The sequence below is a fragment of the Candidatus Omnitrophota bacterium genome, from assembly GCA_030695905.1.
Lineage (GTDB): Bacteria > Omnitrophota > Gorgyraeia > 2-01-FULL-45-10 > 2-01-FULL-45-10 > CAZHPY01.
Genome location: JAUYOL010000011.1, coordinates 58,585 through 74,554, shown reverse-complemented (window position 1 = coordinate 74,554; position 15,970 = coordinate 58,585). Strand labels below are relative to the sequence as shown.

The window sequence follows — 15,970 nt, the reverse complement described above, 5'->3', positions numbered from 1 at the left end:
ATTCGAGGTGCTGTATGACTATTTGCCTTAGTGTGGTACTCAATATCGTCTTAATAATAGCGATCTTCTGGATTTTTGTCGCTATATTTTTCAGGAAAGAGATAAATGCGATATTCGAGCGCGATCCGGCGGCAAGCGGTTTTCTGGAGGTGCTTTTAACTTATTCAGGGCTGCATGCGCTGGTATTCTATAAGGTATCGAATGTGCTTCTTAAGCTTCGCGTGCCGTTTTTCCCGAGATGGATCTCGCAGTTGGGCCGGTTCTTTACAGGCATAGAGATACATCCCGGCGCTGCTATTGGGAACAGCCTATTTATAGATCATGGCATGGGTGTCGTAATAGGCGAGACCACTATTATTGGGGATAATGTCACCATGTATCAGGGCGTGACATTGGGCGGTACGGGCAAAGAGAAGGGCAAGCGCCATCCTACTATAGGGAGCAATGTCGTAATAGGGGCGGGCGCGAAAGTTTTAGGCAATATTACGATAGGAGACAATTCCTATATAGGCTCAAATGCTGTTGTGATAAAGGATGTTCCCGCGAATTCCACAGTTGTCGGTGTTCCAGGCAGGGTCACAAAACAGGACGGCAAGAAGATAGATATAGACCTCGACCATATCCACGTGCTCGATCCGCTATTGCAAGATCTCGATGAGCTTAAGAAGAGGATAGAAGACCTGGAGAAATGAAGATATATAGTTCGCTTACCAGAAAAAAAGAAGAGTTTGCCCCGATTAAACCCGGCTCGATTGGGATGTATGTCTGTGGGCCGACAGTTTATGATGAGTCCCACATAGGCCATGCCAGGAGCGCGTACATATTTGATGTGGTTAGGCGCTATCTTGAGTATAAAGGCAATAAGGTCACATTCGTCAGGAACGTTACGGATGTCGACGATAAGATAATAGAGAAAGCAAAAAAAGTGTCAGGTGTCAAGGGTCAAGGGTCAAATTTAATTGAAGAAACAAAAGAAATTTCAAAAAAATATCTTGACGCATATCATGAGGATATGGACTTGCTGGGGATAGGACACCCCGACAAAGAACCGAAGGCAACCGAATATATCCCGAAGATGATTAAATTTATCGAAGATCTTATAAAAAGAGATTGCGCGTATGAATCGGGCGGGGACGTATATTTCGATATAAAGAAGGCCAAAGATTACGGAAAATTATCCAATCAGAATACAGATAAGATGGAAATAGGCGCAAGGATCTCGCATGGAGAGAAGAAACGCGACCCTTTAGACTTCGCGTTATGGAAGAAGGCAAAAGAGGGAGAGCCTTACTGGAAAAGTCCATGGTCAGACGGCAGGCCCGGATGGCACATAGAGTGCTCCGCTATGAGCTCCGATATTCTTGGAGATGAATTCGACATACATGGCGGCGGAGTGGACCTTATATTTCCTCATCACGAAAATGAGATAGCGCAGTCCGAGGGCGCGGGTAAGAAGTTCGCGCGCTATTGGATGCACAATGGGCTTTTGACCATCGACAAGGAAAAGATGGCAAAGTCACTCGGTAATTTTATCTCTATAAAAGATTTTATCGCTAAGTATAAAGATGCTGATTACCTGAAACTATTATTTCTCAATACTCACTATCGTCATCCGGTCGATTATACAGAAGAGAAGATAGGTGAGATGAAGGCGCAAAAAGAGCGGTTTATAATTCTACTTGAGAAGTTACACCGCCCCGGTGACAAGCTGCTTTCTAAAACTACACCGGGGCGGTGTAAGAACGACAAAATCGCTGATTTCAAGCGCCGTTTCGAAGAGGCGATGGACGATGATTTTAATATGCCCCTGGCGTTAGCCGATCTGTTCGAACTGGTAAATTTTACAAATAAGAATATCGATAATTACGAAATTACCCTTGAATCGAAAAAAATATTACATAAACTTGCGGAAATTTTTGGTTTGAGCCTAAGCCAAGCCGATAAAGCCTTGCCGGAAACCGTTGAGGCTCTGATAAGACAACGGAATGAGGCGAGGGCAAACAAGGACTATAAAAGATCCGATGACATACGCAAGGATCTTAGCGATATGGGCGTTATACTGGAAGATACGAAGGATGGCACGGTGTGGCGAAGAAAAGTTTAAAAAAAGGTTTATTCATAACTTTTGAGGGCATAGAAGGCTGCGGCAAGAGTACGCATTCCAGGCTTCTCTTAGATTATCTTAAGAAGAATGGGTATTCGTGCGTAATTACCCGTGAGCCGGGCGGCACAAAGTTAGGCGAAGAAGTCAGGAAAATTCTGCTTAATTCCGACGGCCTGCATATATCCGATTTAACCGAATTGTTTTTATTTGAAGCATGCCGCCGCCAGATAGTGGAGGATATAATAACGCCCGCGATAAAGAGGAAAAATATTATCATATGTGACAGATTTAGCGACGCGACATTCTCTTATCAGGGATATGGCGGTAAAGTCGATATGAATATAATAGAGAAGATCGACGATGTGGCGACAAATTCTTTGGCGCCGGATCTTACTATACTTTTGGATATAGATACTGTAGAAGGTTTGAGGCGCGCTAAGAAGAAGGGCACTGATAGAATTGAGTCAAAAGATGTCGCGTACCATAAGAGGGTGAGAAAAGGCTATCTGGAGCTGGCAAGAAAATATCCGAAAAGGATAAAAGTGATAAAAGTTGACGGCGAAATACCCAAAGTCCAGTCTTTGGTAAGAAGAGAGGTCGATAATGTCCTTCGCCGATATTAAAGGGCAGGATAGCGCTGTCTCTTTTTTAAAGACTTCGCTTAAAAATAACAAATTATCGCATGCCTATATATTCTGCGGCCCCGGCGGTATCGGCAAAGCGCTTACAGCTGTCAATTTCGCCAAAGCCATTGTATGCCAAAACGCTGTATCATACGAACCTTGCGACAAATGCCCTTCATGCAAGAAGATAGATAATTTGTCCCATCCGGATGTTTCTATATTGAAGGCGGAAAAAGACCGCGGCACGATAAAGATAGACGATATACGAAAATTGATAAAAGATATATACCTTAGGCCCTTTGAAGCGAAGAAGAAAGTTTATATTATAGACCAGGCCCAGGATATGAAACATGAGGCGGCAAACGCTTTATTAAAAACACTGGAAGAGCCCCCGACAGACTCTATATTGATACTGATAACAGACAATCTGAAGGCCCTATTTCATACTATAGTATCGCGTTCGCAGGTTGTAAGATTTTATCCGTTAAAGCCGGATCAGATCAAGGAGCTTCTTATCGGGCAATATTCTTTGGATGAAAAGAGCGCGCATGTACTTTCACGTTTGTCCTGCGGCAGGCTGGGGGAAGCGGTTAAATATAACGATGAAGACGTATTCGCAAAAAGGTCCTCTCTAATAGATAGCGTCTCCAAAAGGTCATTGAATCAGCTTTCTTTTGATGACGTGCCCAAAGAAAAGCTCGTATTGTATCTTGATATACTGCTTGCGTGGTTTAAGGATATAGCAAGCGCCAAAGCAGGCGTAGATAACTCTATGCTTGTAAATATCGACAAAAAGGATATAATCTCTAACGAGGCAAAGCGTTTGAGCTTTGAATATTTGGAAGATGTTATAGGCAGCGTTATTTCAACGATATCATATTTGGACCAGAATGCTAACGCTAAACTTGCGATGAGCGTTCTGGGTGTTAAGATTTGTGAGGTTTAAATGTACGAAGTAATACAGGTAAGGCTAAGGGAAGCGGGCAAGATATCATATTACTCCACCGGCGGCATGAAATTTAAAACCGGCGATTATGTAATTGTGGAGTCTGACAGGGGGCAGGACTATGGACAGGTGATATCGGAGAACGAAGTAATCCTCGATTCCGACGTGGAGCAGCCCTTAAGAAAAGTCATCAGGAAAGCCAATCCGTGGGACATGCACCAGATAGACAAGAATAAGAAGAAGGTAAGGGAGGTAATGGACGCCTGTAATAAAAAGATACATGAGCGCCACTTAGCCATGAAGCTCATAGACGCGGAATTTACATTTGACCGGTCGAAGATAATGTTCTATTTTACCGCGGAAGGCAGGATAGACTTTAGGGATCTGGTCAAGGATCTCGCCAACGTCTTCAAGACGAGGATAGAGTTAAAGCAGATAGGCGTGCGCGATGAAGCCAAGATGCTGGGCGGCTTCGGTCCGTGCGGACGGGTCCTGTGCTGCGCGACATTCTTAAAGGATTTCGAGCCGGTTACGATAAAGATGGCAAAAGAGCAAAATCTTCCGTTAAACCCCACAAAGATATCGGGCCTATGCGGACGTCTCATGTGTTGTTTAAGCTATGAGCATAAAACTTATAAAGAGCTCATGAAGGGCGCGCCGAACCAGGGAGATATCATAAAAACGGAGAAGGGTAACGGCAAAGTAATCGGCATAAACGCGATAAAGCGCTCGGCAACCGTTGAACTTGAAGACGGCAGCCTCCTGGAAATCCCATATAAATAGGCCATGAACAAATTCTATATAACTACCCCACTATATTACGTAAACTCAAAACCTCATATAGGCCACTCGTATACCCAGATAGCCTGTGATACGGTGGCGAGATTCTTAAGGCTGCGCGGTGATGATGTATTCTTCATGACCGGCACCGATGAACATGGCGAGAAGATAGAGAAGGCTACGCTTGCGCGCGGATTTAAAAAAGGCGAGGAGAAGAAATTTGTAGACGAGATAGTGCCTGTCTTTAGGAGCCTGTGGGACTCGCTCGGCATAAAGTATGATTATTTCATAAGGACCACGGATAGCGTTCACATTAAGGCGGTCCAGGCCGTGTTGGAAAAATTACACAAAGACGGCAAGATATATAAGAAGGTGTATAAAGGGTGGTTTTGCACGCCGTGCGAGACATTCTGGTCCGAGGCCCAGGCCGATGACGGGTTATGCCCCGACTGCAAGCGGCATTTGGAGAAGCTGGACGAAGAAAATTATTTCTTTAAGATCTCCGAATATCAAGATTGGCTCATAGATTATATAAAATCAAATCCGGATTTCATAAAGCCCGACTTTAGGCGCAATGAAGTGCTGGGGTTTTTGAAAGAACCTCTTTTGGACCTATGCATATCGCGCTCCAAGAGCCGCATGTCATGGGGCATAGAAGTGCCGTTCGATAAAAATTTTGTCACTTATGTATGGTTTGACGCGCTGATAAATTATATTTCAGGCATAGGCTATCCCGATGATCAGGCAAAGCTTAAAAAATATTGGCCGGCGGATTTCCATGTTATAGGTAAGGATATATTGCGCCATCACGCCGTGTATTGGCCCATAATGCTTCATGCGCTCGGATTGACGCCTCCGAAGACGATATTCGCGCACGGGTGGTGGGTCATAAAAGGCGAAAAGATGTCGAAGTCAAAGGGCAATGTTGTCGACCCGCTTGACCTGATAAAAAGATATGGGATAGATACCTATAGATATTTTTTGCTGCGCGAAGTCCCATTTGGTTTGGACGGAGCTTTTAATGAAGAGGCGTTAATATCAAGGTACAATAGCGACCTTGCCAACGATCTGGGCAACTTACTTAACCGGACGCTTACTATGGTGGAAAAATATTTTGAGGGAAAAGTTCCGGCTGTCTCAGGGGACAGGCTCGAGGCGGGAATAGTAAAAGATTTGCAGGATAAAGCTTCCGGCCTGGCGGGTGATTTAGAAAAGACTATACCGCAATTAGATTTCGTGGGAGCGCTTACAAAGATATGGGAAGTTGTTAATAAGGCCAATAAACTTATCGAGGACGCGAAGCCGTGGGCGCTGGCAAAGGAAAGGAAGGCAGACGAACTGGCAATACTGATTTACAGCCTTCTTGAAGCATTGAGAATAGTTTCTATATCCGTCTATCCATTCATGCCGTCCACATCGAAGAATATAATGGTCCAATTGGGCATGGAAGACGACCCGTCAAAGGTAAAATTCTCCGACGTGAAATCATGGGGTTTACTTAAAGCAGGCGCCCAAGTTAAAAAGTCCGCGCCACTATTTCCCCGCATCGAAACCTAACCGTTTTACCCACCGGGTGGGTAAAACGGTAAAGGTTTCAAAAAGTTAGCTATTTTTCCTTGACAAACATTTTTCGCGTGATAAACTAATAACAAGTTTTTAAAAAAGTCCGGAACAAATTTTAAATGCTTGGCAAAGTTTTGCCAGGCGTTTTTTTTGGAAAGTAAAAAAGATTAAAAAGTTCGTCATGAAACATAAACAGGAGGAGTGGCAATGAGTAGAGTAAATCGTGTAGCTTCTTTGGTGGTGTTGATAGCATTCATTTGCAATACATTTCTTTTTGATACAGGGTTCGCGCAGGAGTTATTAGGCGCGAGGAATTCTGACACACTCGCTACGCTCATAAAAAGTGACGATATGTTGGGCAAAGACATCCAGGGCACGCGCGGCATATCGATACTTATCATGGAATTATTTGCGGCGATGAGAAAGGCGAAGCAGCCGATAACTCCTCAAACATTGAAAGAGCTAAAGGGCGTATCCCCCGAAGTTGTTAGAGCAATTGACAATATACGTAACGGTAGAATATTCCGCCATGAAGCCGAAGCAGGGCTCAATGGTGTTATAACGCTGAAAGCGGTCATAAATAATGTAAGGTATGTTATAGAATACGATCCTGCCAAACAAACCTTGAGCGTATACCCGAAAGACAATACGCCTTCGGCGAAATCGCGGGAAGTTCCGACAGCCGCAGCTGTTAGAGATGCCGGCCCTATGGATTGCGCGGATCACAGGGTTCTTAACGCGATGCTTGACGCGTTATTTTACGAGGTCGGAAAAAACCCAAAGGCATTCGAGAAATTCCTCGTAGTGGACAAGTCTAATAAGATTAATTGGTTTGTTGCAGATAATAAAAAATCCGCCGGGAATTTTTTGGCTATCTTTGAGAAGCTTATTGAAGTAACCGGTTTATCTGAACAAGAACTTTTTTCAGGCTTGCTGGGTAGAGCAAATGTCGGACCCGAATTGCACTACGGGTATAGCGATTTTCTAAGACAGCTGTCCTCACAAGCCGCGCACTTTGGTGTTGAAAGTGGGTGGATATATGCCGTTGCCCCCTGGCATAAAGACAAAACGGGTACAACAGAGACAAGTGTGTGGTTATATGGCATGGGGGGATTTACAACCGTAAAAGATCAATTATTGGCGCATGAGCACTTAGAAAGAAGCTTCCATCTGGCTGTCGTAAAGGAGGCATTTGAAGGCGATTGGGATAAATATAGGCAGTGGAGGACGCTGAGGAGGGATGGCCAGGGTGGGGATAGTTGGCAAGGGAAGAAAACTTTGAATTTTACTCACATGGAGAGCGGAAAGCGCATAGTAGGCGAGCTCACCTACAATGAATTTGCTACCCTTGCCTATCGAATTACACAAGCAATGGCGCCGTACGGTGATATTTCTGTTGGTCCCGACAGCAGAAAGTACAGGACGGATACTGATTTCGAAGCTCCTGTTGCGGCAGCCGCAGTAATGAACGAAAATATGCCGGATATCGGGATAAGTGATGACAGGGCAAAAGATGTATGGAAAAGGCTAATTGAAATACCGGCTGTTGCCAAATTAACGCGTGAAGAGCAAACAAAAGTGTTGAAAATACTCGTTGACCGTGTGCGTAATGACATTACCGAAGAAGGCGTGTTGGCGAAATTAAAGGATTTAAATTTATTGGATGAAGCCGCGATATCCGAGTGCTTATTCGCGGCAGGTGTTCGCCTAAATAGCCCCGGATTAATACAGGATCTGAAATTTTTAACAAGGATACTCGAGCGCGATGTAGTAAGTATGATCTACAAGGCCGGTTCAGGCCATCCGGGTGGTTCGCTTTCTATGTTAAAAGCGGTCGTTGCGCTATATTTTGGAACGAATGCTAATGGTGAAAGGATCATGAGATACGATCCAAGTGATCCGAACTGGGAATATAGGGACAGGTTTGTCCTTTCAAAAGGCCATGCTGCGCCCGGCCTATATGCGGCATTGGCGCGCGCACAGTATTTTGCAAAACGTATAGCGGATCTTAAGAAACAGGGCAAATTGAAGACCGAGGATGTGGAAGAATTCCTTGAAACATTGAGAAAGCTCGGATCAGACTTACAGGGCCATCCGGACATGGCGAAGACGATCGGTGTTGAGTTTTCAGGAGGCCCTTTAGGAGTAGCTTTTTCCGCCGCGGTAGCTATGGCGACTGCAGCAGTAATGGACGACAAGGACTATATAACATACTGCATAATTGGTGATGGTGAAACCGAAGAAGGCCAGGTAGATGAGGCCGGAAGGCATGCAGGAGCTATTTTAAAACAGAAGCAAGATGAAACGTATAGAGAAGCGGCGGCAAAGGGGCTTAAGATAGTAGCGTTTCTTGACTGGAATGGATATCAGATAGATAACAAAGTTACTGATGTTGATGTTGACTACGAAGGCCAAATTAAGCTCTGGGAAGCAAGAGGATGGAATGTAGTCAGGGCAAATGGCGAAGACATAGAAGATGTAATGAGAGCTACTCAGGAAGCAAAGAAAAGTCTTGGTAACGGTAAGCCGGCTATAGTTATAATGAAAACTACGAAAGGTGCGGGCCTGCCGGGAATGGCAAAACACGGTGAAGCGCCTAAAGAAGCCGAAGTTAAAGAAGCGCTCGCTATTATAGACGCGGATTTAGCCGTTTTAAGCAATGGCAGGTACACTCCCGAAAATCATAGGGAAGCTGTAAAGGCTTTTGTAGAAGATCTAATCAGGAAAATATCATTAGGTGCCGACACGAAGGCGCGTATAGAAAAAGAAAATAAAGCGCGTGTAGGGGCGAGAAGAGAGGCGCTTCGTCAGATAACAAATAGCGCAACAGTTCAAAAAGCTATACAGGAATTAGAGAAAGGTTATCCTGAGGGCAAAAATGTTGCTACTCGCACTGCCACAGGCCACGAACTCACACTTATCGGCGCGGATAATATTGATGTGGTTGCAATGTCGGCAGACTTGATGGGTTCTAATAAATTTGACGGTTTTGCGAAGTTATTCGGGACATTTTCAGCTGATAATCTTTTAGGCAGATATATACCGGTTGGTATACGCGAGGCACATATGGTTTCATTTGCCGCAGGCCTTGCTGCGTGCGGCAAGATTCCGGTTATTGGCACATTTAGCATATTTACTACGAGGATGGTCGACCAGCTTAACGCCATATTAAATGCAAACCTTCCGATAATAATCGTTGGAACGCACGGTGGTTTAGCGACCGGGCCGGATGGCAGAACTCACCAGGATGCGCATTCGCTTGGTGTTCTTGGTGCGCTTCCGGGGGTTCAAACTTATGAAGGTGCTGACGCAGAAGAACAGAGGGTATTGTTTAGAGGTATATATGACGTTGCAAAGAAGAAAGGCGGCATACATTACATAAGGCCGGCGAGGCTTGATACTCCGGTTATACAAAATAAACCCGAAGGTTGGCAGGAAGGCGCAAGGCGCGGTTTCTATAAGATATTTGATACCGAGTCCGGGAAAAATAGAAAAAAGAGCCAAAGCCGTGACATTGTAATAGTTTCATCCGGTGTAGTAACAGCTGAAGCGATAAATGCGGCCAAGGATCTTTCAGAAAAATACGGCCTTTCAGTAGAGGTTGTGAATGTAACACAGCTCAAATCCATAACGGCTGATGAAGCTAACAAGAGGGATTTTGAAAAACTCATTGAGCGTGGCAGAAATATTATAAGCGTGATAGACGCATTGCCGGGACTACTCGGAGATAAGATAGATAATATCCTCGCCCGTCGGAACGCAAAACCGCAATTTGTCAGAAACCTTGGTATAGACAAATACGGCGAATCGGGAACGCCCGCGGAGCTGTATAAAAAACACGGTTTTGATAAGGATGGTATCGTAAAGACAGCCAGGCTCCTTGCCGGTAAAGGTATTTCCTTGCTACGTAAAAAAGGACAGAGCGTATGGGCGGATGGCGCGTTTACGCCTGAAGAGATCAGGTTTTTTAAGAAAAAAGGCGTCACCGGTCAAACCACAAATCTTACGATAATTAACAATGCCATAAAAGCAGGTATGTTCGACAAAGAAATACAGCATGGTATAGCCGAAGGCTGGACGCCCGAACAGATATACGATTATGTATGTATATTGTATATGAAACAGATGGCTGTGGAATGGTTTCCCGTCTTTAATAAGACAAAGCATCTTGACGGATATATATCGATAGAAGTAAACCCGAAATATGCGTATGATGTACAGAATACTGTTAATGAGGCTATGCGATTAGTTAACGCGATTGGAATGCCAAACGTCATGGTGAAGGTTCCCGCTACTCCCGAGGGCGTAAAGGCAGTAGAGGAACTTACCTACAATGGAATCAATGTCAATGTAACTCTTCTTTTCGGGGTTTCCAATTATGAAGATGTCGCAAGGGCGTATATGAGAGGCTTGGAGCGGAGAGTTACCGATCGTAAACCTATCTATGACATACAGTCCGTTGCGAGTTTCTTCGTGAGCAGGGTGAACTGTAAGCCGGATGCGGCTGATGAGCAGATAAGGAAGGCAATCGCAAAGGAAAAAGCAAGAACGGATAACCCTAAAGAGACAGCGGCTAACATAACAATTTTGGAGAGCCTTATAGGAAAAGCCGCTATAGCTAACACGGTGCTTGCATCCGATGTTTCTAATAACGTATTTTTATATCGACATCGACTATGGGAACAGCTTCTGAATATGGGCGCCGCGCCCCAAAGACTTCTGTGGGCTTCTACGGAGATAAAATCAAACGAAGCTTATGCTGATGGTGCCAGATTTTCACCGCTTATGTATGTTTCAAATCTCCCTTTGCAAAATACAGTTAATACTATGCCGAAAGATACATTGCATGCCTCGATAATGGCTACCAGCGTAGAAGCCGAGCCGAGAAATGACATGACAGCGGTTCAGGCACAAGAGGTAATGTATACCTTGTCCAAATGTGATATAGACATAAATGCAATTACTACAAAGTTGCAGGAAGACGGGGTCGAAGCGTTTAAAAAAGATTATGCAGCTTCACTGCAATTCATTAAAGAGCATGTCAAGGCCGTTCGGAGCAAGCAGGATAATATCGAAGACATATTAAAGCCTGTGATTGTGCCTACGGTTGACCAGCCTGTAGCTGCGATGACAAGAGTAAAGACGTGGCTCAAGCCGAGTGAAGTTCCTCCGGAAAAACGCGTGATAATAATGATAAGCGGCGGAGAAGCGCCGGGTGTAAATAATTATTTCGCGTTACTGGCAAAGGCTCTTGCCCGATTTGGCATGACGCTTGAAATCCAAAGGTTCGGCCTGGATACGCTGGTGAAGTCATCCGGGGAATTTGCGGAAAACCGTGTATGGGTGGATCAAAAAATGGCGGATGAGCTGCTTAACAAGCCCGGCGCCGCGCAAGGCACGTCGAGGGTCAAGCTGAACGAAGAGTTAACGCTTCAGGCAATGGCGAATTTACAGGGTTATTGCAAGACAGTGGTTTTTGTCGGCGGGAATGACCATATGGGCGAGGCAGCAAAGATAGCTAAGAAATTTAAAGAATCAAAGGTAGATGACATGATGGTGCTAGTCCTTCCCAAGACGATAGACGGTGATACGATGGTATACCCGATGGGCGCAGACAGCGCAGGGCAGAATGCAAACGAATTTTCACGGCGCGCATCACCCGAGCCCGGCAGCTGGAAATGTGTCGTGTTCCAGATGATGGGCCGCGATATGGGCTATTTGACCGTTTCAGGGGCTTTAGAGTCGCCTATCAGCGTTGCGGCGGTTCCAGAATGGTCAGTAAGTCCTAATGGTAGCGTTATCGTTTCTTTATATGATATAGCCGAAGCGGTTAGATCGAGAATGAATGAGTATGGCGCTAGTGCCGTATTTGTGTCGGAGGGGTTCAGAGTATCGGCAAAGGATCAACTACTACAAAAAATCCTCAAAAGAAACAAATTTTTGGCGGCAAAGTTTGCCAATGTAAAAACAGATGTCAATGGTAACCCTCTGCTTGCCGAGCTTGGCATAGCAGACTTTGTGGCTGAGGCGCTTGCTGTTGAATTAGGCTTAGAAAGAGATAAAAATCTTTTTCTGGAAGATACCGGATACAGCGGAAGGTCAAGGGCGCCTAATAAGGATAGTATTGACATTATCACGGGAGAACTGGCTATTGCTACAGCCGTTCCGTTGATTACAGAAGAAGCCAAAAGAAAAAGAGTCATTTCGGACGGCGGTGTGTGTATTGCCGCCGATAAAGGCTCAAGGACCGTTGTGGATATACAAAGGACCATGAGGGCAAGGCCTGTATCGGAAGCAATGGGTAAAGTGGATTTGAAAGATAGCGGTATTTTTACAGAAGCTGAACTTTGCGGAAAGAACGTCCTGGGCGTTATTGGGCCGAAAGAAAACCTTAGAGACCTTTTGCCTTCCGAAAAGGTTAAAAGACCCAGCGGTTATGATATTAATGCAGCAATAGATGCGATAAATTCTCAATCGGAATCAGCTTTTAATATGAGAAGGCCCAATGTCTGTGTAATTGCCAGGCCTGATGCCGATGAGATAATAGATTCATTAGACTCGCCCAAGACCTTGTTAACGACAGAATCCTATAGATATGTTAAGAATAGAACGGCCGGTGCGGTGGCCCTGTTCCCTTCGTCAAAGGGTCCGGTTTCGTTAACAGAGTTAGTTGGAACAGCGCACAACATATATATCACACGCAAAATGCTTAATATGGTTGTGGCGGGAAATTTGGCAATAAAGGCCGATGATGCGCTGCTTGTAAAACTCAGCCGGGATGAAAAATATGGAGAGGCATTCAAGGCTCTTGTCGAAGGAGCCAGGCCTGACAAGGACGGCAACCTCATATTCGGCAGGAGGATTATCGATCTGATCCATATGGCACTGACCGTAGAAAAAGGCATGACCGGAATAAGGAAGAATATCCTCGGCGAGTCGCTCAATAAACTGCCCGAGATAAACATATCGGCCGCGCCCAGTTTTGACGAACAGCTTAGAGTATTGCAGCAGTTTGTTCGCGGTAATGAGCTTCCCGCGGATCGCTTGCTTAGTTATCCAGAGCGCAGCGTGTTTTCGTTAGACCTTAATGATACCGATGTCGCTGATCTGGCACCATTATACGGCCTTCCAAGTCTTAGAGTAGTTTCTCTTGTGAACACGAAAATAACCAATTCGCAGGCATATGAACTCTTCCGGAATCATCCTGCTCCTGAGAATCTTTTGGTGCTGGATTCCGATGCTTCTACAATAAAATATTCTGATGTCCCGTTGGCGTATGAAAATACTAAATCCACAGCGCAATCCGCGTTTATGGCGGCAGTGGTACCTGCAGTGACAACAGCGACGAGAGCCAGGGATATTTTTGAACTCCTGCGTAATATTGGAGATAGCCTGAAAGTGACGGCGGACTCGGTGATTATTCTCGATGCGGCTAAATTCCACTCCCAGACAGTTGATTATCTGGCGTTTGAATCGGCCTTCAGCGAGAATCCGGACGTGAAAGCTGCCGCTCAAAGAATATTGCGCGAAGCGGCGATCAGTTTCAATCTGAAGCTCGCCTCGATCAATGATTTCTATGCCGCCAAAAAAGACGGGAAGTGGGGTAAAATAACAGTCCCCGCTGTTAACGGAAGGACCGATGTTTACCATCAATACCAGCAGTTATTTCGCGCTGCCAAAGACAAGAATGTCGGCGTTCTGTTATTGGAATTAGCCCGCTCAGAGATGCGCTACTCGGCGCAGGATATGGCTGAGTTCACTGCTGTCAGTATTGCGGCGGCCATTAAGCAGGGTTATGAAGGCCTCATCTTTGCCCAGGGCGACCATTATCAGGTAAACAAGGAGAAATATGATAAAGGCGGTGATGAGAGAGAAAAAGAATTAAAAGCTATAGAAGAGCTTATTCGTAAATCCATGCTGGCGGGTGTATACAATATCGATCTTGATCCTTCCACATTGGTTGACGAGGGGACCCTGAACAAGATTACACAACTTGAGAATGCTTTTGTGCGTGAATATTTGGATCAGAACGTCTATCTCCTTTACGGGCTTGATGACAATGGCAGAAAGTCCCTCTGGCGACGCCTGGTGGACGAGATAGAGATGGGCGACATTAAATCTTTAACTCCAGTGCATCAAGAGCATTTAGAAAGACTATACAAGAATATGCACCGGCCAAGCATTTTGATCACAATGCGTTTTATTCGTTATATCAGGGCATTGGAGGAAGAGTTAGGACTGACAATGCCTGTCTCAATAGGCATAGAAGAGCGCCACATAGATAACCCGAAGCATAAGAATAACCCAAGCACTGTGTTGGGATCGGTTACGCTGGCAAAGACCATTCTGGCAATGGCCGAAGCCGAGGGCCTGGTCGGGCCAAGCAAGATAAGCCTTCAGACAGGTACCATGCATGGCGTAGGTGGAGAAATAGACTTTGGTATCTATCGGCGCCATGTTAGATACTGGGAAAGAATCGGTATTCCTGTGTTTGTTCAGCACGGCGCTTCTACTCTTGAAAAGGAAGATTTTGGTAAGATGAAACAAGGCGATGTGGGAGAAGTGCATCTTGCCACCGAATACCAGAAGATAGAGCTCGGTATAGTTGCCGATATGATGCCGGAAGTCGGCGAAGCTATGGCGAAATGGCTTGAGGCTTTGATGGCAAGGGATGAAAATTTTTCCAAAAAATTCAGGCCTATGTGGAATCTGGCCTTTGGGAATGCGGATCTTGCTATAGCGGCCGCTAAAGATGATGGAAAGAAAACCACCATGTATAGAGAACTTGCTGCCGTTCAATCCGGGAAGTCCCGCGCAGAGATCATTACCGAAATAATGGGTGATTTTATGCCTAAGGGGCTAAAAGGGACATTAAAGGATGCCGCGAAGGAACTTCCGGCGCCATTCAAGGATATGCTTTGGAATTTACCACCTCATGTACGTGCCGCTGTTGACAAAGCATTATATGAAGAATTTGCAACCATATTCGATAAGTTGGGCGCGAGCAATACAAAAGCGCTTGTTGAGTCGATCCTTCCTTTTAATAAACAACCTGTCGTGCTTGGCAAAAGATCGGAAACTATTAAACTTGCCGTGGAGCCCGTGCTTACGCAGTCAGCAACAACGACAGCAGATGAACGGCCACAGTCTGTGTCATTGCGTCATGTACCCGATAGGCTTACAGTAGCGGAAATGAATAGGTCAGCTGAAATTGAGATCAACGCCGCAATTCAACTTGCCAACGAGGCGGGCGTTCAGATCCCGGTTCAAGCCGATACCCGCTTCACACTGCTTGTTACTTCTGAATTCTTTGCAAACGGCGAGCTAAAAGAAGCTCAGATAAATTATGGCGACAGGTTTAATCTCGATAGTGTAAGCGGACGCGATGCAGATGAATTTATTCACAGTGTCCTTGCTAATCCGGACGCTGTAAAGGACAGAACAATAGTTCTGCTTCCGAATGAGCTGCCGGATGGAAGGTTTGAAGAAAGGCATTATCAGGCACTTAAAGATGCCGGCATACGGTTTATGATAGCTAACAGGAATGAGCTATTGACCGCAAAGGGTGCTAAAGACCCCTACAGGAAGCAATTCCAGCAGGATACATATGTTGTAATGTTACTTATGCGCGCAGTAGATGAAAAGATAGACGTAAGTTCGTCTGTATACAGGTTGTTGAGTTTCTACTTAAAATCGCACTTTACATTTGCTGAAAAGATAGCGATTGACGATTACATCATGGCTATCGCCAAGAATGAGATAGGTAAGCTTATACGCGGTATTCTTGCTTACAGGCCCGCTCAAGCTTATGACAAGCCTGATTACGAGAAAGTCGCCGCAACCCTTATCTCGGCGTAACGTACAAATTAACCGTCTTACCCACCCGGTGGGTAAGACGGTTATGGATACATAATGTAGGGCACCTTTAAAGGTGCCCTACTTGTTTTTGCCCAC

7 protein-coding genes are annotated in these 15,970 nt (G+C 45.2%); all 7 read left to right on the top strand.

Annotated elements, in window-relative coordinates; all coding sequences use genetic code 11:
- Positions 1-14: 14 nt before the first annotated feature.
- The 7 genes from epsC (at position 15) to Q8R38_02260 (ending at position 15,874) form a co-directional block, all read left to right on the top strand.
- Positions 15-692, top strand: a complete 678-nt coding sequence (gene epsC / locus Q8R38_02290) for a serine O-acetyltransferase EpsC (GenBank protein MDP3790853.1) — start codon at positions 15-17, stop codon at positions 690-692.
- On the top strand, positions 689-2,104 hold the full coding sequence (gene cysS / locus Q8R38_02285; protein ID MDP3790852.1) for a cysteine--tRNA ligase: 1,416 nt from the start codon (positions 689-691) through the stop codon (positions 2,102-2,104). Before epsC ends, cysS begins: the two co-directional genes overlap by 4 nt.
- Complete coding sequence (gene tmk / locus Q8R38_02280) at positions 2,086-2,727, top strand: dTMP kinase (protein MDP3790851.1); 642 nt, start codon at positions 2,086-2,088, stop codon at positions 2,725-2,727. Before cysS ends, tmk begins: the two co-directional genes overlap by 19 nt.
- Entirely contained in the window at positions 2,708-3,673 is a 966-nt protein-coding gene (gene holB / locus Q8R38_02275; protein MDP3790850.1) for a DNA polymerase III subunit delta', read from the top strand. The genes tmk and holB overlap by 20 nt, the downstream gene beginning before the upstream one ends.
- Positions 3,674-4,456 (top strand): stage 0 sporulation family protein, encoded by a 783-nt coding sequence (locus tag Q8R38_02270; GenBank protein MDP3790849.1) that lies wholly within the window; start codon positions 3,674-3,676, stop codon positions 4,454-4,456.
- Positions 4,457-4,459: 3 nt separating this feature from the next.
- Complete coding sequence (gene metG / locus Q8R38_02265) at positions 4,460-6,010, top strand: methionine--tRNA ligase (protein MDP3790848.1); 1,551 nt, start codon at positions 4,460-4,462, stop codon at positions 6,008-6,010.
- 213 nt (positions 6,011-6,223) lie between these two features.
- Positions 6,224-15,874 carry a transaldolase family protein gene (locus Q8R38_02260; GenBank protein ID MDP3790847.1) on the top strand — a complete coding sequence of 3,217 codons (9,651 nt, stop codon included), beginning with the start codon at positions 6,224-6,226 and terminating at the stop codon, positions 15,872-15,874.
- The last annotated feature ends 96 nt before the right edge of the window (positions 15,875-15,970 follow it).